The organism is Advenella kashmirensis W13003 (genome assembly GCF_000506985.1).
In the GTDB taxonomy this organism is placed as follows: domain Bacteria; phylum Pseudomonadota; class Gammaproteobacteria; order Burkholderiales; family Burkholderiaceae_B; genus Advenella; species Advenella kashmirensis_A.
On record NZ_KI650979.1, the window covers coordinates 2,209,270 to 2,233,387 of the forward strand.

At 54.8% G+C, this 24,118-nt stretch carries 22 protein-coding genes; 17 read left to right on the top strand and 5 right to left on the bottom strand.

What is annotated here, in order from left to right; translation table 11 throughout:
• Positions 1-1,230, top strand: a complete 1,230-nt coding sequence (locus tag W822_RS34060) for a polysaccharide pyruvyl transferase family protein (RefSeq protein WP_024005118.1) — start codon at positions 1-3, stop codon at positions 1,228-1,230.
• A gap of 1 nt (position 1,231) precedes the next feature.
• On the opposite strand, the gene W822_RS34065 is transcribed toward W822_RS34060, so the two are convergent.
• On the bottom strand, positions 1,232-2,062 hold the full coding sequence (locus W822_RS34065) for a glycosyltransferase (protein WP_024005119.1): 831 nt from the start codon (positions 2,060-2,062) through the stop codon (positions 1,232-1,234).
• Between the two features lie 219 nt (positions 2,063-2,281).
• On the opposite strand from W822_RS34065, the gene W822_RS34070 reads away from it, so the two are divergent.
• The 7 genes from W822_RS34070 to W822_RS45845 all read left to right on the top strand — a co-directional run bounded on the left by W822_RS34070 (position 2,282) and on the right by W822_RS45845 (position 11,417).
• On the top strand, positions 2,282-3,229 hold the full coding sequence (locus tag W822_RS34070; protein ID WP_024005120.1) for a glycosyltransferase family 2 protein: 948 nt from the start codon (positions 2,282-2,284) through the stop codon (positions 3,227-3,229).
• Positions 3,226-3,636: a GtrA family protein gene (locus W822_RS34075; RefSeq protein ID WP_024005121.1), complete on the top strand. Its 411-nt coding sequence runs from the start codon at positions 3,226-3,228 to the stop codon at positions 3,634-3,636. Before W822_RS34070 ends, W822_RS34075 begins: the two co-directional genes overlap by 4 nt.
• Positions 3,614-4,918, top strand: coding sequence for a hypothetical protein (locus tag W822_RS34080; RefSeq protein WP_024005122.1), 1,305 nt, complete (start codon positions 3,614-3,616; stop codon positions 4,916-4,918). The genes W822_RS34075 and W822_RS34080 overlap by 23 nt, the downstream gene beginning before the upstream one ends.
• Positions 4,919-5,226: 308 nt before the next feature.
• On the top strand, positions 5,227-6,021 hold the full coding sequence (locus W822_RS34085) for an ABC transporter permease (RefSeq protein WP_034280186.1): 795 nt from the start codon (positions 5,227-5,229) through the stop codon (positions 6,019-6,021).
• Positions 6,022-6,024: 3 nt separating this feature from the next.
• Positions 6,025-6,771 carry an ABC transporter ATP-binding protein gene (locus tag W822_RS34090; RefSeq protein ID WP_024005124.1) on the top strand — a complete coding sequence of 249 codons (747 nt, stop codon included), beginning with the start codon at positions 6,025-6,027 and terminating at the stop codon, positions 6,769-6,771.
• Positions 6,772-6,802: 31 nt separating this feature from the next.
• Entirely contained in the window at positions 6,803-9,148 is a 2,346-nt protein-coding gene (locus W822_RS34100; protein WP_024005125.1) for a glycosyltransferase, read from the top strand.
• A 283-nt stretch (positions 9,149-9,431) separates the two neighbouring features.
• The gene (locus tag W822_RS45845) at positions 9,432-11,417 is read left to right on the top strand and encodes an acyltransferase family protein (protein ID WP_024005126.1); all 1,986 of its coding nucleotides are present in this window, start codon (positions 9,432-9,434) and stop codon (positions 11,415-11,417) included.
• Positions 11,418-11,456: 39 nt separating this feature from the next.
• Here the strand turns inward: W822_RS45845 and W822_RS34105 are convergent, their stop codons facing one another.
• The 3 genes from W822_RS34105 to W822_RS34115 all read right to left on the bottom strand — a co-directional run bounded on the left by W822_RS34105 (position 11,457) and on the right by W822_RS34115 (position 12,928).
• On the bottom strand, positions 11,457-11,753 hold the full coding sequence (locus W822_RS34105; RefSeq protein WP_024005127.1) for a virulence factor: 297 nt from the start codon (positions 11,751-11,753) through the stop codon (positions 11,457-11,459).
• Complete coding sequence (locus tag W822_RS34110) at positions 11,753-11,953, bottom strand: DUF5397 family protein (RefSeq protein WP_024005128.1); 201 nt, start codon at positions 11,951-11,953, stop codon at positions 11,753-11,755. Before W822_RS34110 ends, W822_RS34105 begins: the two co-directional genes overlap by 1 nt.
• Before the next feature lie 99 nt (positions 11,954-12,052).
• Positions 12,053-12,928: an acyl-CoA thioesterase gene (locus W822_RS34115; RefSeq protein WP_024005129.1), complete on the bottom strand. Its 876-nt coding sequence runs from the start codon at positions 12,926-12,928 to the stop codon at positions 12,053-12,055.
• Positions 12,929-13,161: 233 nt separating this feature from the next.
• Between W822_RS34115 and W822_RS34120 the strand changes: the two genes are divergently transcribed.
• Genes W822_RS34120 through W822_RS34130 form a run of 3 tightly spaced genes read left to right on the top strand, consistent with a single transcriptional unit; the run spans position 13,162 to position 16,123 of the window.
• On the top strand, positions 13,162-14,427 hold the full coding sequence (locus W822_RS34120; RefSeq protein ID WP_172642780.1) for an O-antigen ligase family protein: 1,266 nt from the start codon (positions 13,162-13,164) through the stop codon (positions 14,425-14,427).
• A gap of 37 nt (positions 14,428-14,464) precedes the next feature.
• Entirely contained in the window at positions 14,465-15,391 is a 927-nt protein-coding gene (locus W822_RS34125) for a glycosyltransferase family 9 protein (protein WP_034279568.1), read from the top strand.
• Between the two features lie 39 nt (positions 15,392-15,430).
• Positions 15,431-16,123 (top strand): YggS family pyridoxal phosphate-dependent enzyme, encoded by a 693-nt coding sequence (locus tag W822_RS34130; protein ID WP_024005132.1) that lies wholly within the window; start codon positions 15,431-15,433, stop codon positions 16,121-16,123.
• Positions 16,124-16,137: 14 nt separating this feature from the next.
• On the opposite strand, the gene W822_RS34135 is transcribed toward W822_RS34130, so the two are convergent.
• A complete protein-coding gene (locus tag W822_RS34135; protein WP_024005133.1) occupies positions 16,138-16,818 on the bottom strand; it encodes a Crp/Fnr family transcriptional regulator in 681 nt (226 codons plus the stop codon).
• 170 nt (positions 16,819-16,988) lie between these two features.
• Between W822_RS34135 and W822_RS34140 the strand changes: the two genes are divergently transcribed.
• The 6 genes from W822_RS34140 to W822_RS34165 all read left to right on the top strand — a co-directional run bounded on the left by W822_RS34140 (position 16,989) and on the right by W822_RS34165 (position 24,116).
• Positions 16,989-18,959, top strand: a complete 1,971-nt coding sequence (locus W822_RS34140; protein WP_024005134.1) for an AMP-dependent synthetase/ligase — start codon at positions 16,989-16,991, stop codon at positions 18,957-18,959.
• 2 nt (positions 18,960-18,961) lie between these two features.
• The gene (locus W822_RS34145) at positions 18,962-19,756 is read left to right on the top strand and encodes an ABC transporter ATP-binding protein (protein ID WP_024005135.1); all 795 of its coding nucleotides are present in this window, start codon (positions 18,962-18,964) and stop codon (positions 19,754-19,756) included.
• Positions 19,757-19,761: 5 nt separating this feature from the next.
• On the top strand, positions 19,762-20,691 hold the full coding sequence (locus tag W822_RS34150) for a branched-chain amino acid ABC transporter permease (RefSeq protein WP_024005136.1): 930 nt from the start codon (positions 19,762-19,764) through the stop codon (positions 20,689-20,691).
• A 17-nt stretch (positions 20,692-20,708) separates the two neighbouring features.
• Positions 20,709-21,773, top strand: coding sequence for a branched-chain amino acid ABC transporter permease (locus W822_RS34155; protein ID WP_024005137.1), 1,065 nt, complete (start codon positions 20,709-20,711; stop codon positions 21,771-21,773).
• Between the two features lie 75 nt (positions 21,774-21,848).
• Complete coding sequence (locus W822_RS34160; protein WP_024005138.1) at positions 21,849-23,180, top strand: ABC transporter substrate-binding protein; 1,332 nt, start codon at positions 21,849-21,851, stop codon at positions 23,178-23,180.
• Between the two features lie 84 nt (positions 23,181-23,264).
• Positions 23,265-24,116: an ABC transporter ATP-binding protein gene (locus W822_RS34165; protein ID WP_024005139.1), complete on the top strand. Its 852-nt coding sequence runs from the start codon at positions 23,265-23,267 to the stop codon at positions 24,114-24,116.
• Positions 24,117-24,118: the final 2 nt, after the last annotated feature.

Genomic DNA, 24,118 nt, shown 5'->3' on the forward strand with positions numbered 1-24,118 from the left:
ATGAATAACCAGTTAAGCAAGACAGAACAGAGCGATATCATCGGCAAACGGACGGCGCTTCAGGCCGAGGTCATGGAATGCGAACCGCTGATCCGTCATTTGAAGCAGTTCGCGGAAAAGGGCGCAGTCTATTTGCCTAGCGCGGGCAATTTCGGGGATGGCCTGATCGGATTGGGTACGGTTTGTCTGTTCGAAAAAATTGGAATCAATCCCGACATCCACGATATCCTGGATGACCCCGGCGTGCCACGGGCAAAATATGTGATTGTCGGTGGCGGTGGTGGCTGGCTGGACGGACTCTGGAATCACTATGCCAAAATACTGGAAGGCTTTCTTGAGCAGGGTGGCCAGGCGCTGATCCTGCCCAGCACGGTCAAGGGCTTTGAGACATTCTTTCAAAAATACGCCAAGCAAATTACCATTTTCGCTCGCGAGCGGGTGTCCTATGATCATCTGCTGTCTATCACCGGGATGCAGGACAGGGTTTTTCTTTGTCACGATCTGGCTTTTGCCACGGATTTTTCGCTGTTCCAGATTCACGGAGCCGAACATCGGCAGGGTAGACTGAATTTGTTTCGCGAAGACGAAGAGGCAGAAAATACCGACCACTATACGCGTAACTATGATTTATCGCTGCTGTGGAACAATCTGTCCTGGTTCGACAAGCAGACCTGCGTGCGGCGTCTGGCGCCGCTGATCGCGCTGATGTCGCAATTTGAACAGATTCATACCGACCGGTTGCATATGTCCATTCTGGGCACCCTCATGGGATGCCAGGTGACCATGCATCCGAGTGGATACTTCAAGAACAGCGCCGTATACGAGTACTCTCTGTCAGGATTTCCGAACGTGACGTTCACCAGTCGCAAACCGGACGATAGTGACGACCCAGTAGCGGTATCCCGCATCCGGGATGGACAGGATATCGAAGCGCTGGCAGACCTGTCGGAGCGAAATCGCATGCTTGATGAAGAGCTGCAGGCCACCCGTGATCGCAATCTCAATTATGCTTATCGTCTTGATGATCTTGCCAGGCAGCTGGAGGAGAGTGCCCGTGCCCACGCCGAGAGCATGCCCAGCGCGGCACAGCAGGCCTATCTGGCGTCAAGAGGATACCGATTCTGGGTGCGTTACAATGAATTCTACGAGGACGAGCGCATGGGCCCGGCCCTGCGAAAATTGCGTTCGGTAGCCGGAAATGTGTTGCGCAAGGCCGGTCTCCTGAAATAAGTTATTGACCGGGGCGGCGCAGCAGATAGCGATAAATAAACGCCCTTACTGCGTTCGGAACCAGCCGTACCGGCACCCGGCTGGCGATATTGATAGCCAGCTGCGGCAAGGACAGGAACCCCTTCCGATAGAAGCCATACTGGAAGCGGACTTCGTTCCAGGCATAGCGCCATCCGCCGCGCCGGCGGAACATACCCTCGCCGGCACGCGCATAGACCAGGACGTGCGCAAGATTGGCCACACGGGCCGACTGCATCAGCATGCGGATCCATAACGCATAATCTTCATAGAGCGCGTCGCTCTGGTAATTGCCGGCGGCAAGCACGGCCGATTTCCGGAACATGACGGTCATGTGATTGAAGGGGTTGCGGGTTTTGGCGAATCTGCCGATTGCAGAGGGGTCGGTCGGGACCACACGGGACGCATAGGATTGGTCCGGCCGGGTTTCGAACTCCTTGATTTGCCCGCCAAGCAGGCTGACCTCGGGGTGCGTAGCGATATAGTCCAGCTGGTTTTCGAAACGCGTTGGCGTGCAGACATCGTCGCTGTCAAAGCGGGCAATCCATTCTTCATTGCAGGCGAGAACGCCTGCATGCAACGCCGGCCCCAGGCCCCGGTTGACTGGCAAAGCCACAACCTGCAGCGGCAGCCGGGCAGCAAAATCCCGGAGTACTGCTGTCAGCGCCGGTGTGACGGGTCCGTCCTGGACTATCACCACCTGAGTCGGCTGGCAGGTATTGGCGATGACACTTTCCAGCGCGGCTGCCAGAAAATCGGGGTTGTCATTTTTATAGACTGCCATCAGCAGCGAGAAAGAGACGTGGTTTTTCATCGGATAGGACGGTAAATAGAGTACGACCGAAGTCCACGGCAATTCTGGGATAGAATAACAACTCGTTACGCATTCGGTCCGATTACGATACAGCCTTGCGTAGCCAGCCGCGCCCGGTTGTGGTCATGGCCCCGGAATGTTCGTGGCATGCTGCATTGTGCCGGGCATGCGATCTGCCGTTTACACATTCTGTTTTAACTCAAAAGTGTCGTGAAGAATATGGATAATTCAACGTTGCCCAGCATTGCGGTGATTGTACCGTGTTATAACGAAGCGGCGGCCGTCGGGGCGGTTGTGAGAGAGTTCTCCAGCGCGCTTCCCGAGGCGGAGATCTACGTCTTCGATAATAATTCCAGAGATAACACGGCCGAAATTGCCCGCGCGGCGGGCGCACATGTATTTCATGTCAGCAAAAAGGGCAAGGGCAATGTCGTTCGCCGCATGTTCGCAGATGTGGAAGCCGATATCTATATCATGGTCGACGGCGATGCGACCTATCATGCGCCGTCGGCCCCCGCCATGGTCGAGAAACTGCTGCGGGACAATCTGGATATGCTGGTGGGATGCCGGGTCGACGAGGGCACCCGGGAGAACTACCGCAGGGGTCATCGTTTCGGCAATCGTATGCTGACGGGTTCGGTCATGCAGATATTCGGTGGCGGATTTACGGACATGCTCTCGGGCTACCGTGTCTTTTCCCGGCGCTTTGCCAAATCATTTCCCAGTCTGTCCTCGGGTTTCGAAATCGAAACCGAACTGACGGTCCATGCGCTGGAAAACGCCATGCCTTACGGCGAGATGGCCACGCCTTATGGTGCACGGCCCGAAGGGTCGGAAAGCAAGCTGTCGACATACAAGGATGGGATCCGTATTGCCCGTACAATCGGGCGGCTGTATATGTTTGAGCGCCCCCTTGCCTGTCTGTCGATTCTGGCCGCTATGTTCGCGCTGGCGGCGATTGGGCTGACTATTCCGCTGTTTCTGACCTGGCTTGAAACCGGATTGGTGCCACGCCTGCCCACGGCAGTGGCGGCGACGGGGCTGTCCGTTTTCGCCATGCAACTGTTCGTAGCGGGCATTATTCTTGACTCTATCGGCAAAAGCCGCCGGGAAATGCGGCGTTTCGCCTATCTGGCCATACCGATTGTTTCCCGGCTGCCGGGATGAAGCGGCTTTTCAGCGAGCTGCTGCTTTTCGGCCTGGTGGGCACGGCAGGGTTCATTGCCGATACGGCGGTCCTGTATCTGCTGCGCGATGCCTTGGGTAACTACTGGGCACGTGCGGTTTCCTTTCTTTGTGCTGTATTCGTTACCTGGGTGCTCAATCGCAACCTGACCTTCCGCCGCAAGACCTCAAACAAAACGGCCAGGCAGGAGTTTTTGCATTATTTTGCCATGATGCTGGCAGGCGGCACGGTGAATTACCTGGCATACGCCGCGCTGGTGACATGGTCGCCCATAGTGCAGCGATGGCCTGTTCTGGGTGTCGCGGCCGGCAGTCTGGCGGGCATGGTCGTCAACTATCTGCAATTGCGTCTGGTGATGTATAAACATGATAAACATACTGGCGGCTGACAAACGTTTCCGATGGCGGGACCTGGCGCCTGTCCTGGGCTTTGTCCTGTGCGCATTTGCCTTTTATCCCGGTCTCATGACCTCCGACACGCTGGATCAGCTAAATCAGGCCAATACCCAGCGGTTCAATGACTGGCATCCACCGTTGATGGCGTGGCTGTGGTCCCGACTGAATATGCTATTTCCGGCGGCGTCCGGCTTCCTCTTTCTGGATCTCTTTCTGCTGTGGTTCGGCTTGTTCATGATTGAACGCAGCATCCGCAGCCGCTGGTCAACGTGGATTTACCTGCTGGGTTTCATGCCATTCGTGATCAATCTTTCAGGTGTGATATGGAAGGATGTCGCCACCGCGTACGCGTTAATGTGGGCTGCGTTTTGCTTGCTCAGACCCAGGTCGCGGGCCGGGCTGCTCCTGTTTTCCCTTTCCATCTTCGTGGCCATCGGTCTGCGCTATAACGCGTTGTTTTCCTGCCTGCCGCTGATCATCGGTTATTTCTGGCTCTGGTTCCGGTCACATCCGGGCCGCTGCAAAACGATCCGTGTGCTGGTGGTATCAGCCTTTTTTTTCATGATGCAATTGATCTGCCTGCACCTGTTCAATTATCAGTTTTTGAATGCTACTCGCACGGCACCGCAAATTGTCATTATGGTGGACGACCTGGCCTATATGTCCACGCGGCTGGAGCGGTCCCTGGTGCCGGGTGTCGCTCTGGATGAGGTCACCCGCAATGTGCGCGAATCGGTTAATGATAATATTTTTCGCTATTCCCATGTGCCCGATTATGCTGCTGTCAAAGCCAGCTGGATGTCTTCCGTACGTGCCTATCCGCAACTGTATCTGACCTTTCGCAGCAAAGTGTTCCTGCGCTTTCTGGGACTATCCCTTGCCCCACCCTTTGCGCTGGATGAGCCGAGCTTCTCGTTCTGGCTCGACAGTTCCTACCAGCGTACTGACACCAATAGGCTGCGTCGGTTTGTCGGTCAATATGTCCAGGGCGTTGCCAGGGCATTGCCGTTCTTTTTCACGGGCCTGTTCTGGCTGCTTGTGGCAGCAGTCGTGTTTTGTGTGAGCGTGGCGACCCGATTGCCCTACAGACTAGTGACAACCGTCCTCGCGCTCTCGGCGGGTATCAACATCATGTCGTACCTGCTTGTTGCCAACGCGCCGATTTTCCGCTACTACTATTGGAGTATTCTGGCCGGTTCGCTTGCCGCTATGTTGTTGGTGTTCGGCTATCTGGAACAACGCTGCCAGGCGCAGGCAAAGCTTTTTTTCAGGTAATGGTAAGCATTTCGGAGACCGATGTGTTTCACCCAGGGTCTCGCGAGTAGGGGTGAAACGTGCTGTAATGGCTGTAACTCCGATATTTGTCGCTGGCGCTGCCGCCTTTCCGATTTGCCGGGGACATATTGTAAAATCCCTCGCAGTCGGGGCTGGGTGGGATATTCGCAAGGTGCCGCGCCGGCGTCGTCCGGCTGGGCGCAATCAGAAGAATTATTCCGCTGGCGGCCACGTCTGTCCAGCGCACATCAATAGGCTGTTCCGGCGGTGGGGCGCGAACCGGCTTTTTTTGGATGGGTTTACATTACATGTTTTTATTCAATATCAATCGGGGTCTGAGCGACATTGTCGCGGGCTTCCAGCACCGGCATATCTGGATGCTGCTGGCCTGGCTGGAAATCAAACAGCGTTATAACCGCTCCAAGATCGGGCCGTTCTGGCTGACGATCAGTATGGGGGTCATGGTTGCTGCACTGGGTGTGATTTATGGCGCTCTGTTCAAGATGAATTTGCGGGATTACCTGCCCATGCTGGCGATCGGGCTGGTGATCTGGTCCTTTATCTCGCTGACGATCACCGACGGCTGTAATACTTACATCGCGTCGACCAACTATTTGAAACAGATCGCGGTGCCCAAGTCCATTTTTATTCTGCAGACGATCTGGCGCAATCTGATCGTCCTCGCACATAACTTTGCAATTGTGATATTGGTGCTGCTGGGATTCCAGATCTCGTTCTGGCATACCCTGCATTTGTTTGTACTGGGCATGATTCTGCTGCTCTGGAATTTGTGGTGGATCTGTACGGTGTCTTCCCTGATCTGCGCGCGCTTTCGCGATGTTCCGCAAATTGTCATCAGCATCCTGCAGGTTATTTTTTACGTAACGCCCATTTTGTTCAAGAAGGATATGCTGAGTAAATATCCCTGGATTATTGACTTCAATCCGTTTGCCCACCTGATCGAAATCATTCGTTCACCTTTGCTGGGCGAGTATCCCAGCATCGAAAACTGGCTGGTTTGCCTGGTCATGGCAGTACTTGGGACTGTTCTGGCGATTTTCATGCACGGCCGTTATCGTGCCCGCGTTCCTTTCTGGGTGTAAATCATGACAGCATACATAAAAGCAGAAAATCTGAATATCGAGATGCCGGTATACGATCTGAGTGGCCGCTCCATGAAGCTTCGCGTTCTGGGTTCGTTCAAGAACGAACGACTTAGTTCCAATCACGGCATCACTGTGGTCAAGGCGTTGCAGAATTTGCATTTCGAATTCGGCAATGGCGACCGGGTTGGCCTGGTGGGGCGCAATGGTGCAGGAAAATCCACGCTGTTACGCGTTCTGGCAGGCATCTATGAACCCACCTATGGCACGCTGATTACCAAAGGCCGCGCCGTCGCGCTGCTGGATATGGGCCTGGGCATGGATGAAACACTCAGCGGCTATGACAATATCCGCCTGCGTGGTACGCTGTTGGGCATGTCCAGTGCTGAAATCAAGGACAAGACCGAAGAAATTGCCGATTTTACCGATTTGAACGATTATTTATATCTGCCTATCCGGACCTATTCGTCGGGCATGCGAATCCGCCTGGCTTTTGCGATTTCGACGGCGCTGGACCCTGAAATCCTGCTGCTGGATGAAGTGATCGGCGTGGGCGATGCCGCGTTTCTGGACAAAGCGAATAAGCGCCTGAAGGAATTCCAGCAGCGCGCCAAAATTGTCTTTGTTGCATCTCATTCAAACCAGGTTATTCGTGATATGTGCAACAAGGCCATCTGGCTGGATTCTGGCAAGCAGATGATGGTGGGGCCGGTGGAAGAAGTCATTTCGGCTTACGAACAGTCATTTTGATTGGTACGACCCCGGCCAAGACAGGATCTTTATGAAAACAAAGCTGGCATTGATTGTTGATGTACGCGGCTGGGCATTTGACATCATTGCCAGCCATGTCCGGGAGCGATTGTCGGACGTCTACGAGATCAATCTTTATTATTGGGCGGACTATCCGATCGCTTCCCAGTTGCTGCAGAAACTGGCCGATGACGAGATCCGGCACGCCCATTTTTTCTTTCGTGAACATCTCAAGGTAATTTTTGAAACGGTCGGCGCGAACACGCGCGGGGCATCGTATTTCAACCGTCTTGTTGTCACGACTCATATTCCGGATTATCTTTATCACACACCCAACGAACTGATCGAGCGCAAATCACTGTTTGATTTCGTCAACGGTTACTTCGTGACCAATGCCGATCTCCGGCAGATATACGACAGTCAGGATTTTTTTGCCAAGCCCGATGGTGTCATCATGGACTGGCCGATCAGCCAGCCAGGTGTGACCGCTGCTGACGTGGCGCCGGTTAAGACTGGCGCACCCGTCAAAATCATGTGGACGGGAAACTCCAAATGGGGCGAGTACGCGGGGTATCGTGATTACAAGGGGCTGGAGACGATTATTCGTCCGGCAATCGAGCGGCTGCAGCAGGACGGATTTGCCGTTGAGCTGACGGTGATTGATTCGGCGGAGAAAAAGCACTCCCGCGAACAGGTGCTGGCAACGCTGGCCACTCAGGATATTCTTCTGGTGGCATCGCTTGCCGAAGGCACGCCACTGACGTTGATCGAGGCCATGAGTCTTGGTGTTGCAGTCGTCTCGACGCCGGTCGGGATCGCACCAGAAGTGTTGCCTGCAGCGCATTTGGACGAGGCGGTGATTGAACGCAGCGCCGATCGGTTTTATGCGGCACTCAAGTCGCTTCTGCAGTCGTCCGACAAAATCCTGTCCATGAAGCAGGATAATTTGCAGGCGTTCGCGTGCCAGTTTTCGAGCGACGGACCGCTGCGGGACCAGTGGCTGCAGTTTCTGCAGCAGGCGGCAGACAGAACGGTACCTGCGCAGACACGCCTGCAAAGTTATGCCGTCAATCGCAGCCGCATCAGGCAGTATGCGATCAACAGCGCCCGCACGTTCGTCTTTTTCCTCAAGCGCGCGGGTCTGGTCCGATTTGTTGAACGCTACGTCCCCAAAGCGGCCATCTGGTATAACCGGCTTTTGCACGGAAACAGCGGTTCGATTTTCGGAGCGGGTTCTGCTCATCACGCGGCACAGTACGAAACCGTGCACAAGGCTTACCAGGCATTGTTGCGCGATCATGATCCGGCTCGTCCGCTGGTCGTGTACGCGCCCATGTGGAAAGGTGTGGCTGCCTCCACTGAAAGCCTGTTCGCCGAGGGCAGCTTTCGGTTTCCGTATTTCGACGATGAGTATCCGGAAGTGGTGTCTCACCCCGAACTGGACAAGGTCGTGGCTACGCTGCTTGAACATCCACCCCGGCAGATTATCTATAGCGGCGGCTCAGCCATCCATCTGTCGATGGCGCGTGAAGTGCGGGCGCAGGCGCCACACGTGCGGCAGTATTTTCTATGGCACGGCTCCCCGGCCCAGTGGGTAGAACCAAGCCAGCTGGAGCATTTCAATCTGTGGCACAAGCTGTATAACACACAGATCATTGACGGCATAATATCGCTCAAGCCGGACCTGGACCGGATTCTGAATGTGATCGGTGTTAAAAGTTTCGGGCTGATCAATCCGATCCCGGATATTGCACGTCCCGATCGGTCGGCGACCCGCGTCCGGGGAGAGGCAGACAGGGTCCATATCGGCGTATTTTCCGCCGTCAGCTCCTGGTACAAAAACCCGTTTGTACAATTGCTGGCGACTCTGGGCGAGGAAAACTGGACCCTGCATACCAATGTGCCGCGCATGACGTTCAGGGAGCTGGATTTCCGGCAACTGGGGCAAATGGAATGCTATGAGCCGATGCCCAGACCGCAATTTCTGGCGCTGCTGGCGTCACTGGACCTGAATCTGTATGTGACCAATACCGAGTGTTCACCGATGGTTGTGCTGGAGAGCTGTTCTCTGGGCGTGCCGTGTATTGTCGGGCCTGCAGGCGATATTTTTTCGGGTATTTCCGATGAGCTGGCGCATTATCTGGTCGAACCGTGTGTGGATAACCCGTACGCGATCTATACCCGGATAAAGCGCGTGCTGGACAATCGCGATCATGTGCGCTCGCTGCTGGCCGACTTCGTGCCGAAGTACAACGAGCACTGGCAAAGTATGCTGCATCGCTTCTACGAGGCTTTGGAACAGGACGGAAAAAGTCGCGCTGCAACCGTTTCTCGCATTTCCACGCCCGACGACCGGCAGTTATCAGCAGGCGAGTAGTGGCCAAACATGGACTGTCTGGTGCCGTCGGGATGATTCATTGCGGGTAGGACAGGTGCGCTGCGGACAACAGAAGATATGTTTATTTACATTTTGAACGTGATTGTGTAATAACCTTTGTCCGCAGAGGCACAGTCGACTGAATATGCTACTAGCGGCGCACGGATAGAACAATTGATAATCATTCCACACAATATTTACAGTGGCCCGGGCGGGAGGGCAAAGGTCACATTGCCGTTTTGTATTACCATAGTGATGGTTTATTCAGAATAAAAAGGTCCTGATGTCTCTGTTTTCTACGACCACCAAAACGCAGTCCGCCTCCTATGAACCGGGTGTTGATGGACTTCGCGCCTTCGCGGTCATTGCCGTTCTGTTTTTTCACGCCGGGTTTTCGGCGTTCAGTGGCGGTTATATTGGTGTTGACGTTTTTTTTGTCATTTCGGGTTATCTGATTACGGGTATCCTCCTGAACAGTTGTATCGAGGGCAAGTTCTCGTTTCTGAGGTTTATGGCGCGGCGTATCGCCCGTCTTTACCCGGCGCTGCTGCTCACGCTGTTTCTATGTCTGGTCGCCGGTTTTCTTATCTTTTCTCCTGACGATTACAATGCGCTGGCCGATTCCAGCGTGTTTGCCCTGTTTTCGGTTTCCAATTTCCGTTTCTGGCTGGTTTCGGGGTATTTTGACACTTCCTCCGAAACCAATCCGCTGTTGCATACCTGGTCGCTGGGCGTAGAACAGCAGTTTTATCTGATCTGGCCCTTTGTGATCTATGCGGTTTATCGCGTAAATCGTGCCTTGCTGCCGTGGGCACTGCTGATCCTGGGGGTGGCCTCGCTGGCGCTGTCGCAATGGTACCTGTCGGTCGATACCTCGGCCAATTATTATCTGACGCCTTTTCGCGTGTTTGAATTTGCCATTGGCGGGCTGATGGTGTTTGCCGTCGAGCATCGCAAGCAGCGTGCTCCGGGACTCATGACATACGAAATCATCATGGCTGCGGGCATTGCGCTGTTGCTCTATAGCGTTTTTGTCTACGACAAAACCACCACGTTCCCCGGCCTGCATGCACTGGTTCCGGCCATTGGCGCGGCACTGTGTATTTATGCCAGCCCGGCGAAGTATCTGGGCAATATCTTCCGGAACCGGGCCATGGTCACGGTGGGCCTGATCTCTTACTCAATGTATCTGATCCATTGGCCGTTGATTGTTTTCTACAAGTATTACATTTACCGGCCGCTCTTTCTGTCCGAAAAGTGGGCGTTGGTAGTAGCACCGTTCATTCTGGGCTATCTGATGTATGTGTTGGTGGAAAACCGGTATCGGCGTGTCGATCTGTACAGCTGGTATTTCAAGCAGACGATCGTGCGTGTACTTGCCCTGGCCGTGATTCTTGTACCGGCGCTCATGATCATGACCACCAATGGCATGTCGTTTCGCATGAACGACTATTTTGCGGAACATATGGCCAACTCACCCCGTTTTCATGAAGAACAATACGGCGGCGAAGGGTTTGCCATGGGCAGTCAGGTGCTGGGGGATGCCGACGGGCGGCGCAAGTCAGCCGTGATCCTGGGCGACAGCTACGCCCGGCAGTATGCCTTCGGCCTGAATCAGGCACTGGCGGCAAATAAGAAATGGGTTGATACCTCTTTTGAAGATGGGTGCTTTTTTGGTCCCGGTTATACCCGCCTGCTTGATGGCGTGCCGCGCACCGACTGTGTGCAGCGACTGGATTATGCCCTGGAAGAAGCAAAACTGTCCCGGGTACCGCTGTTGTATGCCGTGAGTTACCAGAACTACCAGAAGACCATGGGCACGCCCGACGGCAAGCGTGTGGATTTCCCCAATACCGCGTCGTATATGACGTTTCTGGAAAAGAATTTCGATGCGATTCACGAGCGGATCGGCCTTGATAACAAACTGGTGATTATCGGTGCGCCGCCCGGCGCGGGTTCCCAGGTTGGCCTGGCCTCTTGCGTGGACCGCCCGGGTTACTTGCCGCTGGTCTGCGCCAAATATCTGGAGCTGGACGAGGAAAAGGGTAACGCATACGGCTTGAATAACAGCCTGGCCAAATACGCAGAAAGTCACAAGAATGTTGTGTTCATAAATCCGTATTCGGTGCTGTGCAAGGACGGTCGCTGTGTGACGATGATCGATCGCAAGCAGTTCCTGTATTCCGACGGCACGCACCTGTCCAAGCAAGGCTCGGCGTATGTCATCAAGGGGCTATGGCCGAAGCTGCAGGCGATTTTCAAGTCGTGATAAACGTTTGTGGCCTTGTCGAGTCAGATTGTTACTTTTTTACGGACTCACTCCTGCTGTATCTTTGACAATGGGTGTGAAGTCTGACCAATGCTCTATTCGAAAGGCGCGGATATCACGCACAGACTTCCGGAACCATGGGCGATCTTGTAAAGAGCGTATGGCACAAAACAAGTTGGTCAAATTCTCATCATCGCAGATATAAAGACTGCCTTGTACGCGACGAAATACATGATTTTGGAGTGCCATGCCTATCTCTATGTAGGCTTGCGTTACTCCTTTGGGATGATGCTTTTCTGTTTCGGCAACAATCAGATCAAAAGCAACAGCGAACATTACTCAGCCTCGGGATCTGAGTTCATACGAGTGTAGCGATATTCTGTCTTTTCGCCGGATTCAACCAGCGTGATCTCGACGAGCCAGTCTCCGTCATCCAATGGTCGAAGTAGAGGGCCGATTTGATATTTGGGGCCGAAGGCGCCGAAGCATTTGATTTTTCCGGTGGGCAGATTTGGTGGTGTACTGACAGATTGCATGGCATTCTCCAACTTGATTCATTTAGTTGCATTTTACAATGCAAGAAAACAATTGCCACTCCTCGCGTTAATAGTGCGCGCTGCAAAAATGTCACTCCCTCAATTTTCCTGCACCTTCCTGATGAGCCCTTCCTGGGTCGTTGAGGCGATTAGATCCCCCTTGCTGTTGAATACATGCGCACGACAGAACCCGCGGGCATTGCTGGCGCTGGGTGATTCCAGTGAATACAGCAGCCATTCGTCCATGCGGAAAGCCCGATGAAACCAGATGGCATGGTCAATAGTGGCCATTTGCATGCTTTTTGAGAACGGGGTCTGGTTGTGCGGTAGCAGGGAGGTAAAAAGCAGATAGAAATCAGAGGTATAGGCCAGCATGGCGCGGTGCAGCAGCGGGTTGTCGGGCAATTTGTCGGCGGCCCGGAACCAGATGTGCGCCTGCGGGTCGTAATTGCCCGGCTTGAACATATGCGTGGGCTCAACCGGGCGCATTTCAATGGCAAAATCGCGACCAACCAGGCTGGCCAGGCGTTTGGGCAGCTTGTCCTCAATGTCTGAAATCAGCTGTTTTTCGTTTTTCAGCGATTCCGGCGGCGGCACTTGCGGGGCAGGGGCCTGGTGGTTGAAACCCGGCTCTTCCCCCTGGAAACTGCTGCTCATGATGAAAATAGGCTGATCCAGTTGCGTGGCCGTCACACGCCGGGCCGAGAAGCTGCCGCCATCACGCGTACGTTCGACTTCGAAACGGATCGGCTTGCTGGTATCTCCCGGCCGCAGAAAGTACGAATGCAGGGAATGGACCGGCCGGCCCGGACTGACTGTGAGTGAGGCAGCCATCAGAGATTGACCCAGTACCTGTCCGCCGAAAATGCGTCCTGTACCAAAAATGTCTGTACTGATACCATTGAAAACGTCTCGACCTACGGGTTCGACCTGCAGTTGTTCGATCAGGTCGGGCAGTACGTTCTGATTATCCATAAATGTTCACGAGGACAGGTGACTTGAAAATCTGATTCTAGCAGAACTGGCTGACCACTGGCTTTCTTGGGTCCGATAATGTGTCGGGCGGGCCACGCGATGATAGTTTTTGCAGCGCAATACAAACGAAGCACTCGCTGTAATAACCCGTTTTATAATGCCGGGGCTGCTAATTACCCATTCAGTTATATGCCTTTATTGAAATGCAAAAGGAACGATTAATGCGACAGTTCATGGATAATAAAACGGCGACCCCGGTTTTTTGGCTATTCATTCTGACGCTGATGGCCATGCCGCTAGCCATCATGAGCACCCAACGCGTCCCAAGCCCGCTTTTTTATGTGTTGCTTGCATTGTCGCTGTACGTTGTGGTTGCGTTGCGACCGGCGCAGCAGACATTCAGGCTAAAGTCGTTTTCCACGCTGTTTGTGCTCTGTGCGGTTTTTGTTCTGGCCGTTTTTGTATCGGAGCTTGTCAATGGGCGTAGCGGCGGAGCCGACTTTGAAAAGGCCTTTCGTTTTTCTGCTGGCTTGCCCCTGCTCGTTGCGGCTTGTTGCTACACCCCCCGGCGCTGGCTGGCCTATACCGTGTTCGGTGTGTATGTGGCGCTTTTTTTTGCCATCGGGTTCATTGTCGATTTATCGCTGCCCGATTTTATCCGACCCGAAACCAGCGCAGTCTACAATGCCGTCGGTTACGGTGATCTGACGTTTCTGCTGAGTGTGATCACGCTTTATTCCTGCAATGTGACATTTACGTCATTTGCGAAATCGGAAAAAATCATTAAAATCCTGCTTGGCATGGCGGGAATCGCTGCGTTTGTGTTAACTCAGACGCGTAGCGGCTGGGTAGCTGTGCCTTTTTTCCTCCTGTTCGGCATCATGATCCATCTGCGTGAAAACAACCGCGTGAAGCTGGCGGGTGTCTTTGTGCTGGGCCTGATTCTGGCCGCAACAGTGACGCTGACCGTGCCAGGCATCAAGGACCGGGTGCAACTGGGAGAAAAAGAGCTGACCGAGTGCATCAGTACCAACAGTACCGAACTGTCTTCTGTTTGTATCCGGCTGCAGCTATGGCGTTCAACCATTGCAATCTGGGAGGCAAATCCGCTTTTCGGATCAGGCTCAAATAGTTATTTTTCAGAATTCATGAAGACCGAAGGCGTACAACGCGGGCTGGTGTCCGAAGTGGTCGCCAACCAGTGGGGGGAGCCACATAACGACTGGCTGCAGGCGCTGAGCAGTTACGGGCTGTTCGGGGTGCTGGGACTGTTTCTGATTTACTTTGCACCGGCGGCTGTGTTCGTCAAGCGCATGTTGCGCACCACCGATTATGAACTGCGGACCTATGCTGCCATGGGCGCGGCGGTCTGTATTGGCTTCGCGATTTTCGGGCTCACGGAAACCATGTTCCGCGGCCTGCGCACGATGGGCTTTTATACTGTCATGGTCGCGGTGTTTCTGGCGCTGTCCACCCGTATTCGAGGGGTGGAGCATTAAGCAAAGACTTCTGTAAAGCGGGGTACGAATAAAGAAAATGCAAGAAAAAGAAAAAGAAAAGGTGGCTGTTCTGATGGCGCCGCGCCTTGGCGATTCGTTGCTCATGATGGTCATCGCCCACAATTTCCGTAAAAATGGTCACGAGGTGACGGTTTTCGGAGACTATATCTGGCAGTTGCGCGACTGGTTTCCCGATTTTATCGTTCATCGCTCGCTGCACGAGGCGCAAGCCCGTGAGACGCTGTCCGGCTTTGACCGGACTATCCAAATGCACCCCGGCTGGCCGTTTGACCTGTCCGCTGTACACCCGAATGCGCTGACCTACGACGAACATGTTGTCGTGACCGGCAAGGGGTTTGTCAAAGCCTTTCAAATGCGCGATTTCTGCCGCGATTATTTCAAACTCGACGCTTGTACCCATGGTAATGGCATGGTCATACCGCCAGGACTGCACAAGCACCGGCATCCGCAGCGCGTAACTATTCACCCGACGTCAACAGGTGCATTGCGCTGCTGGGCGCCGACGCGTTTTCGTACGCTGGCGATCGCGTTGCTCAGGAGCGGTTTTGAGCCTGCTTTTATTGTGTCACCGTCAGAACGCCCCGACTGGGAATGGGTGACAGAGCTGGGTGCATTGCTGCCTGATAACGGTGGGCTGGATGGGGTGGCGCGCTATATCCACGAGTCCGGGTGGTTTATCGGCAATGAATCGGGTATCGGACATTTGGCTTCCTCGGTGGGTATTTCGGTACTGACGCTGACGGGGCGCCTGAAACGCACCCGGGCGTGGCGTCCGGCGTGGAGCGAGTCGCGTATTGTTGCACCATGGTATATTCCCGGGGGGCGTCTACGCGACCGTTACTGGCGCGTTTTGCTTACCCCGCGGCATGTGCTCAGGGAATTTGGCAAGCTGCGCGCAGAAAGTGCGGCGGCAAACACAAACGTAATAAACGGGCAGACGTAGCCGGCGTCTTGCACGGCAGCAGACATCCGGGAGGTCATCATGAGTCTGGCACAGCGGTTTGCCGCGATCAACGAACAGGTGCGTCTGGCATGCGAGCGTGCGGGACGTGATCCCGGGCAGGTGGGGGTGTTGCCTGTAACCAAGACGTTCGGACATGAGGTGGTGCGGCAGGCCATGGCGCTGGGCCGGCAACGCTTTGCAGAAAATCGCGTGCAGGAAATGAAGGAAAAGGCGCTGGCGTTGAATGATTCATCCATCGAATGGGTCATTATCGGCTACCTGCAAACCAACAAAGTCAAGGACGTGGCGCGCTATGCCAGCGAAGTGCAGTCGCTGGATCGGCTGGATCTGGCGCAGGCGCTGGACAAGCGGCTGCAGCAGGCGGGGCGGCGTCTGGACGTGCTGGTGCAGGTCAAATCCAGCCAGGAGGAAAGCAAAACCGGCCTGTTGCCCGAGGACGTGCCGGCCTTTCTGCAGGACATCGCGCAATATGACACCTTGAACCTCAAAGGCTTTATGACGGTCGCGGAAAACACCGACGACCGGAAGCGGATACGTGACTGCTTCAGACGGGTGCGCCAGCTGCGCGATCAGAGTGAGGATCAGCTGGGATGGGCTTTGCCTGTGCTATCCATGGGCATGAGCGCAGATTATGAGCTGGCTATTGCCGAGGGCGCGACCGAATTGCGTATCGGATCGGCGCTGTTCGGTCAGCGGCCGCCGCCGCAGTAAAAACACCGGACCGTTCAGCCTGTTGCGTCGGCACCGTAGCGGCGCAGGCCTTCCAGGTCCAGAATGCATACAGCGCCGTATTCCACTCGCAATAATTTTTCGACTTCGAGTTTCTTGAGTGCCTGATTGGCGCGCTGGCGGGACACCCGCGCCAGATAGCCCATCTCTTCCTGCGTAATGGCCAGTCGCCGCTTCAGTCCGGGATACAGCAGCGGGTTGAACAATTCCGCCAGGCAACGCGCCACCCGGGCATCGGCATTCAGCAATCGATCGTGCTCGGCACGTCCGATAAATTGGCCCACCCGTTCGTTCAACATGTCCAGAAGATAGCGATTGAACGGAATGCTGTGGTCCAGCAGCCATTCAAAGGTCCGGGATGGCAATTTGGCGACATACGAGTCACGCAGTGCCACCACGTCATATTTGCGGCATTCTTTTTTCAGAATACTACCTTCGCCCAGCCACCCGCCAACCGGAATACCTGTGAGCGAGGCGACCTTGCCATCGGCGTTGCCAACTGAAATACGAATCAGGCCATCCATGACGCCGATCCAGTGATCGGCGGTTTCACCCTTGCGCGCGATCAGCGCGCCGTTGCCATAATGGGTGACGGTGACATCCTGCAGAACCCGCTGCTGATGCTCGGGTGCGAGCAGGCCAAACCACTGTGCGGCTTCAGGGGAAAAAGAGGACATAGGACTTACCCTAGAAAACTATAGAATGTCGTGATGACGACAGTTAGCTTACAATCAAACCGGTAACTTAGCAACACATCAGGTTTCGGGTTCCTCTGTCAAGGCACCCGTTCAGGGAACCGGCGGGAAAAATAAAAATCATCGCCCGTCAATACAGTCAAGGAGACAAGATGGCGCACCAGTCAGGCAATGCGAGCGCCGCCGACCCGCAAACATTTCCTGCGTTGTTGCTGCATCATGCAACAGTCAGGGGAGACCGGCCGGCGCTCAGGGAAAAGGATCTTGGTATCTGGCAGACCTACACCTGGGCGCAGGTGGCTGCCGAGGTGCGGCGTGTCGCCAACGGCTTTTTACAGTTCGGTGTGCAACCCGGCGAACATATTGCCGTTGTCGGCGAAAACCGGCCCCGTCTGTATATGGCCATGATGGCTGCGCAAGCGCTCGGGGCCATTCCCGTACCCATGTATCAGGACGCGGTCGCTCAGGAAATGGTTTATGTGCTGCAGGATGCCGCCGTGCGCGTTGTGGTGGCGGAAAATCAGGAGCAGGTTGACAAGATGCTTGAGATTCGCGAGCAGGCGCCGGCCCTGGCACATGTCATTTACGATGACCCACGCGGCTTGCGGCATTATAGTGATCCCTTGCTCATGTCCTGGAGCGCGTTGTTGCAGCAGGGAGACGATTATGCTGCCGGTGCGCCAGAGGCGTTCTCAGCCGCAGTCGACCGGGTCAAAGCCGATGATACGGCTGCCATGTTCTACACCTCGGGCACGACGGGCAAACCAAAGGGCGTCGTGCTGACACACGCCGCACTGATCGATCGTGCACGGGTCATTGAGAAACTGGAAAATCTGACCGACAAAGAAGAAGTGCTGGCTTACCTGCCACCGGCCTGGATCGGCCAGAACATGTTTTCGTACACGCAATTGCTGGCTACTGGTTTTACGGTCAATCATCCGGAATCGCCCGCGACGGTAGCGATTGATATGCATGACATCGGTCCGACGTATTATTTCTCGCCGCCGCGCATTCTGGAGGATCTGCTCACGCATGTGACCATTCGCATGGAGGACGCCGGCCGGTTCAAGAAATGGCTGTTTGATCGCTGCATGAAACTGGCTCATCGTGTAGGTGGGCGGATACTGGATGGAGAGCCGGTCGGTACAGCCGATCGTATTAAATATTCGATCGGTAATGTTCTGATCTACGGTCCCTTGCGCAACGCGCTGGGCATGAACCGAGTGCGTGTGGCCTATACGGCCGGCGAGGCCATCGGACCCGACCTGTTTCGTTTTTACCGTTCCATCGGCATCAACTTGAAGCAGTTGTATGGATCAACTGAAACATCGGTTTTTGTGTGCGTGCAAAGCGACGGCCAGGTGGCCGCCGACACGGTCGGCCCGCCGGTTGACGGCGTTGAGCTGCGCATTGCCGACAGTGGCGAAGTGCAGGTGAAAAGTCCCGGCCTGTTCCGTGAGTATTATCGCAATCCGGAATCGACCAAAGAATCCTTCACCGAAGACGGCTGGTATCACACCGGCGATGCAGGCATTCTGGATGCACAGGGGCAACTGAAGATTATCGATCGGGCCAAGGATGTAGGACGCCTGAGTGATGGTCGCATGTTCGCGCCCAAATATGTCGAGAACAAATTGAAGTTTTTCCCATTCATTAAGGAAGCCGTGGCCTTTGGCGCAAACCGCGACTTTGTCACGGCATTTGTCAATATCGATCTGGAGGCCGTTGCCAACTGGGCAGAGCGGCGCAGTCTGGCCTATGCCGGTTATACCGACCTGGCGTCACGGCCGCAGGTATACGAACTCATCGGTGACTGCATCAATAAAGTCAATGCCGACGTCGCGCAGGACGAAGCGCTTTCGGGCCTGCAGATTCATCGTTTTCTGATTCTGCACAAGGAACTGGATCCCGACGACGGGGAGCTGACGAGAACACGCAAAGTTCGACGGGCTTTTATTGCCGAGAGATACGGTGTGCTGATCGATGCCCTGTTTTCCGGGAAAGACAGCCAGTACATTGAAACCGAAGTCAAGTACGAAGACGGACGCACAGGCAGGATCGCTGCCGACCTGAAAATCCAGCCGGCAATTGTCGTTGCCGATACTTTGAAGAAGGCTGCCTGAACATGAGTCACGAACGCGAAGCCCGAATCGGCAATGTGATTCTCGATATGCAGAATATTTCACTGCGCTTTGGCGGTGTCAAGGCGCTGACGGACATTTCATTCAATGTCAGGGAACATGAAATCCGTGCGATTATCGGTCCCAATGGAGCAGGCAAAAGTTCGATGCTCAACGTGATCAATGGCGTGTATGTGCCGCAGGATGGCAGCATTCACTTTGATGGTCAGCATTTTGGACGTATGACGCCGCGGCGCGCCGCTGAAATGGGCGTGGCACGCACTTTTCAGAATCTGGCCCTGTTCAAGGGCATGAGCGTACTGGATAACATCATGACCGGCCGCAATCTGCGCATGAAAAGCAGCCTGCTGTCGCAGGCATTCCGGATCTTTGGTGCCGAGAAAGAAGAAATTGCCCATCGCGAATTTGTCGAGAACATTATTGATTTTCTTGAGATTCAGGCCTATCGGAAAACGCCGGTGGGCCGTCTTCCCTATGGTCTGCAAAAGCGGGTCGATCTGGGACGGGCGCTGGCGATGGAGCCGCGCATGCTGTTGCTGGACGAACCGATGGCGGGCATGAATATAGAAGAAAAGCAGGATATGAGCCGTTTTATCCTGGATGTCAACGACGAATTTGGAACAACCATTGTGTTGATTGAACACGATATGGGAGTGGTGATGGATATTTCCGACCGCGTGGTAGTGCTCGATTACGGCAAGAAAATAGGCGACGGTACGCCGGCAGAAGTGCGCTCGAACGAAGACGTCATTCGCGCTTACCTGGGTGTGGAGCACTGATCATCATGGCCTATTTTCTTGAAACCCTTTTTGGCGGTCTGATGAGCGGCATGCTGTATGCGCTGGTCGGGCTTGGTTTTGTGCTTATTTTCAAGGCATCGGGCGTCTTTAACTTTGCCCAGGGCGCGATGGTGCTGGTCGCTGCGCTGTCCATGGCACGTTTTTCAGTATGGATCCCGCAATGGCTGGGGTTCGACAACATGTTGCTGGCCAATATCCTGGCGTTCATCGTGAGTGCCGGCGTCATGGTGCTGGTTGCCTTTCTGGTTGAGCGTTTTGTCCTGCGTCATCTGGTCAATCAGGAGGCGACGACCTTGTTGATGGCGACCTTGGGCATCAGTTACTTCCTCGATGGTCTGGGTCAAATCGTATTTGGCAGTTCGGTCTATTCCATCGATGTCGGTATGCCCAAGGATCCGGCCTTTATCCTGGACTCAGTGTTCGAAGGCGGCATTCTGATCAGCCTTGAAGATCTGACCGCGGCTGTCATTTCCGCAGTACTGGTGGCGCTACTGGCCATTTTCTTCCAGTACACGTCAACCGGACGGGCATTGCGCGCCGTGGCAGACGATCATCAGGCGGCGCAGTCCATCGGTATTCCGCTAAACCGGATCTGGGTCATTGTCTGGGTGGTGGCCGGTATTGTGGCCTTGGTGGCGGGCGTGATCTGGGGGTCGAAATTCGGCGTGCAGTTTACGCTGTCCACTGCTGCGTTGCGCGCGTTGCCGGTGGTGATTCTGGGCGGATTGACGTCGGTGCCGGGCGCGATTATCGGCGGGCTGATTATCGGTGTCGGAGAAAAACTGTCCGAGGCCTATATCGGCCCCTTCGTTGGCGGCGGCATTGAAATCTGGTTCGCCTATGTCCTGGCGCTGGTGTTCCTGCTGTTTCGTCCGCAGGGTCTGTTTGGCGAAAAAATCATTGACCGTGTATAAGGGACAGGGGAATACATATGTTATATCGTGAAAACGGTCAGTTCAAAGTCAGTTACCGGCAGGACCAGCAGATTTTTCCGATTCGGCAGGATCGCGTCTTTATGGGGCTGTTGCTGATTATTGCAATTGTGATTATCCCTCTGCTGTCGAGCAATTATTTTCTGGGCGGGATCATGATCCCGTTCCTGATTCTGGCCATGGCGGCCATCGGGCTGAATATTCTGGTGGGCTATTGCGGGCAGATCTCCATGGGCAGCGGCGCCTTCATGGCCGTGGGCGCCTACGCCGCGTGGAATTTCGGCGTGCGCTTTCCGGAATTGCCGCTTATTTTCCAGCTGTTGCTGGGCGGCGTGTTCGCTACGCTGGTGGGCATTCTTTTCGGTATTCCCAGCATGCGGATTCGCGGCCTGTATCTGGCTGTGGCCACGCTGGCCGCGCAATTTTTTGTGGACTGGACGTTTTTACGGATCCCGTTTTTCACCAATAACTCATCATCGGGCAGTGTCTCGGTGCCGCCGCTGGATTTTTTCGGACTCCCATTGCAAACACCGCTGCAGAAATATCTGTTCGTGCTTGGCCTTGTGATTGTCATCGCCATCCTGGCCAAGAACCTGGTGCGCGGCGCGATCGGGCGTGAGTGGATGGCGATCAGGGACATGGACGTGGCCGCAGCCGTGATCGGCATCCGGCCTATGTACGCCAAGCTGAGCGCTTTTGCCGTCAGCTCTTTCATCGTGGGGGTGGCCGGTGCCTTGTGGGGGTACATCCACCTTGGCTCGTGGGAGCCGTCCGCCTTTGATTTGAATCGCTCATTTCAGTTGTTATTCATGGTCATTATCGGCGGTCTTGGATCGATTGTCGGCAGTTTTTTCGGTGCGGCATTTATTGTGCTGGTGCCGATTCTGCTGAACCGGATTCCGGACATGCTGGGCCTGCCACTGGGCGTGGATACCGCTGCTCATATCGAGCATATGGTGTTCGGCGCGCTGATTGTGTTTTTTCTGATCGTCGAGCCCCATGGTCTGGCCCGGCTGTGGAGTATTGCGAAAGAAAAATTGCGGATCTGGCCGTTCCCGCACTAGTTGTATCTGTTTGCTGTGCTGCGTGTGTGTTCAATAAATAAATACCTATCTGGATGAGAATCCGAGGAGAGAGACATGAAATTGAAAGTGAAACAATGGGTTGCTGCGCTGGGTGTGGCGGGCGTACTCGGTACCATTCCGCTTCAGGTACAGGCGGCCGACGAGCAGTTCATTCCCTTGCTGACGTATCGCACGGGCTCGTTCGCGCCGCTGGGCATCCCATGGGCCGATGGCAAGATCGATTACCTGAAACTGGTTAACGAACGCGACGGCGGCATCAATGGCGTCAAAATTTCCTACGAAGAATGTGAAACTGCGTATGCGACCGATCGCGGCGTTGAGTGCTATGAACGCCTTAAAGGCGCCAACGGCGGCGCCTCTGGTTTCGATTCGCAATCTACCGGTATTACTTTTGCCGTGTCTGACAAGGCGCCGGGAGACAAAGTGTCTATTGAGACCGTGGGTTATGGTTTGTCGCAGTCCGCAGACGGTTCTGTTTTCGAATGGAATTTTCCGCTGCTGGGAACCTATTGGACGGCCGCCGATGTCATGATTCAGGATATCACCAAAAAACTGGGTGGCGAAGACAAGCTCAAGGGCAAGAAAATCGCTTTGGTGTATCACGACTCTCCGTATGGCAAGGAGCCGATTCCTTTGCTGAAGGCACGTGCCGAGGCTCAGGGATTCGAGTTGCAGCTCTATCCGGTGACGGCACCCGGTGTGGAGCAGAAATCCACCTGGCTGCAAATCCGCCAGAAGCGGCCTGACTATGTACTGCTGTGGAGCGCCGGCATCATGACGCCGACCGCCATTCGCGAGGCACAGTCTACAGGCTATGCACGCGACAAAATCTATGCCATCTGGTGGGCCGGCTCGGAAGGCGATGTGAAAGACCTGGGTCAGGTTGCCAAAGGTTATAACGCCATTACGATTCACAATACCGGTGAAGCCAAAGGCAAGGTCTACGATGACCTTAAGCAATATGTATTCGACAAGGGTAACGGCTCCAGCAAGAACACGCTGGGTACCATCGCCTACACACGCGGGCTGGTCATTTCCATGCTGCAGGTCGAAGCGATTCGCACGGCTCAGGAGAAATTCGGCAAAGGCAAGCATATGACGTCCGAACAGGTGCGCTGGGGCTTTGAGAATCTGGATCTGACGGATGCACGGCTCAAGGAAATCGGCTTTGATCAAATCATCAAGCCGATCAAAACGTCTTGCGCCAATCACGTGGGCGCGGACTGGGCGCGTATTGTTCAATGGGACGGCAGCAAGTTTGTACCGACCTCCGATCTGTATCAGGCAGACCAGAAGTATGTGGGGCCGCTGGTCAAGTCCGAAGCCGAGAAGTATGCACAGGCCAAGAAAGTCACACCACGTGACTGCAGCAAGGCTTCTTCCTGAGGCATGAGGCATGCCCGCCCCTGACGCGGTACGGCGTTGGGGGCAGGGCAAACCACCAGACTGCACAAAAAGCGGGATAGAACTATGCAAACCACGCACACCACACCAGACGCAGCAGCCACACCGGTTACGGAACGGCTCCTGCTGAACGTCAATGGTATCGAAGTGATCTACAACCACGTCATTCTTGTACTGCGCGGCGTCTCGCTGGTGGTGCCGGAAGGCAAAATCGTCGCGCTGCTGGGCGCCAACGGTGCCGGCAAGACGACCACATTACGTGCCGTATCGAACCTGCTCAAAAGCGAACGCGGCGACGTGACCAAGGGCACGATCCATTATCAGGACGAGCGAGTCGACAGCATGACGCCTGCCGATCTGGTCAAACGCGGCGTGATTCAGGTCATGGAAGGGCGACACTGTTTCGGCCATCTGACGATTGAGGAAAATCTGTTGACAGGGGCTTACACCCGCAAGGTCGGCAAGGGTGATATCGAGGCCTCGCTCGACCGTGTCTATCAGTATTTTCCAAGGCTCAAGCAGCGGCGCAGCAGTCAGGCGGGGTACACCTCGGGTGGCGAGCAACAAATGGCGGCGATCGGCCGGGCGCTGATGGCAGACCCGAAAATGATTCTGCTCGATGAACCATCCATGGGGTTGGCGCCGCAAATTGTCGAGGAAATTTTCGAGATTGTGCGCGACCTGAACACGCGCGAGCGGGTCAGCTTTTTGCTGGCCGAGCAAAACACCAACATCGCGTTGCGCTATGCCGACTACGGCTACATTCTTGAAAGCGGCCGGGTCATGATGGATGGCACGGCGCAGGAACTTGCCAGCAACGACGATGTAAAAGAATTTTATCTGGGCATTGAAAGCGGTGATCGCAAAAGCTTCCGTGACACCAAATTTTACCGCCGCCGCAAGCGCTGGCTGGCATAGGA

Coding starts and splice junctions, on each gene's coding strand:
- W822_RS34165 (WP_024005139.1), top strand. CDS start 23,265: ATGCAAACCACGCACACCACACCAGACGCAGCAGCCACACCGGTTACG.
- W822_RS34115 (WP_024005129.1), bottom strand. CDS start 12,928: ATGGATAATCAGAACGTACTGCCCGACCTGATCGAACAACTGCAGGTC.
- W822_RS34110 (WP_024005128.1), bottom strand. CDS start 11,953: ATGCAATCTGTCAGTACACCACCAAATCTGCCCACCGGAAAAATCAAA.
- W822_RS34085 (WP_034280186.1), top strand. CDS start 5,227: ATGTTTTTATTCAATATCAATCGGGGTCTGAGCGACATTGTCGCGGGC.
- W822_RS34130 (WP_024005132.1), top strand. CDS start 15,431: ATGAGTCTGGCACAGCGGTTTGCCGCGATCAACGAACAGGTGCGTCTG.
- W822_RS34140 (WP_024005134.1), top strand. CDS start 16,989: ATGGCGCACCAGTCAGGCAATGCGAGCGCCGCCGACCCGCAAACATTT.
- W822_RS45845 (WP_024005126.1), top strand. CDS start 9,432: ATGTCTCTGTTTTCTACGACCACCAAAACGCAGTCCGCCTCCTATGAA.
- W822_RS34070 (WP_024005120.1), top strand. CDS start 2,282: ATGGATAATTCAACGTTGCCCAGCATTGCGGTGATTGTACCGTGTTAT.
- W822_RS34075 (WP_024005121.1), top strand. CDS start 3,226: ATGAAGCGGCTTTTCAGCGAGCTGCTGCTTTTCGGCCTGGTGGGCACG.
- W822_RS34150 (WP_024005136.1), top strand. CDS start 19,762: ATGGCCTATTTTCTTGAAACCCTTTTTGGCGGTCTGATGAGCGGCATG.
- W822_RS34120 (WP_172642780.1), top strand. CDS start 13,162: ATGGATAATAAAACGGCGACCCCGGTTTTTTGGCTATTCATTCTGACG.
- W822_RS34125 (WP_034279568.1), top strand. CDS start 14,465: ATGCAAGAAAAAGAAAAAGAAAAGGTGGCTGTTCTGATGGCGCCGCGC.
- W822_RS34160 (WP_024005138.1), top strand. CDS start 21,849: ATGAAATTGAAAGTGAAACAATGGGTTGCTGCGCTGGGTGTGGCGGGC.
- W822_RS34135 (WP_024005133.1), bottom strand. CDS start 16,818: ATGTCCTCTTTTTCCCCTGAAGCCGCACAGTGGTTTGGCCTGCTCGCA.
- W822_RS34060 (WP_024005118.1), top strand. CDS start 1: ATGAATAACCAGTTAAGCAAGACAGAACAGAGCGATATCATCGGCAAA.
- W822_RS34155 (WP_024005137.1), top strand. CDS start 20,709: ATGTTATATCGTGAAAACGGTCAGTTCAAAGTCAGTTACCGGCAGGAC.
- W822_RS34090 (WP_024005124.1), top strand. CDS start 6,025: ATGACAGCATACATAAAAGCAGAAAATCTGAATATCGAGATGCCGGTA.
- W822_RS34065 (WP_024005119.1), bottom strand. CDS start 2,062: ATGAAAAACCACGTCTCTTTCTCGCTGCTGATGGCAGTCTATAAAAAT.
- W822_RS34145 (WP_024005135.1), top strand. CDS start 18,962: ATGAGTCACGAACGCGAAGCCCGAATCGGCAATGTGATTCTCGATATG.
- W822_RS34080 (WP_024005122.1), top strand. CDS start 3,614: ATGATAAACATACTGGCGGCTGACAAACGTTTCCGATGGCGGGACCTG.
- W822_RS34100 (WP_024005125.1), top strand. CDS start 6,803: ATGAAAACAAAGCTGGCATTGATTGTTGATGTACGCGGCTGGGCATTT.
- W822_RS34105 (WP_024005127.1), bottom strand. CDS start 11,753: ATGTTCGCTGTTGCTTTTGATCTGATTGTTGCCGAAACAGAAAAGCAT.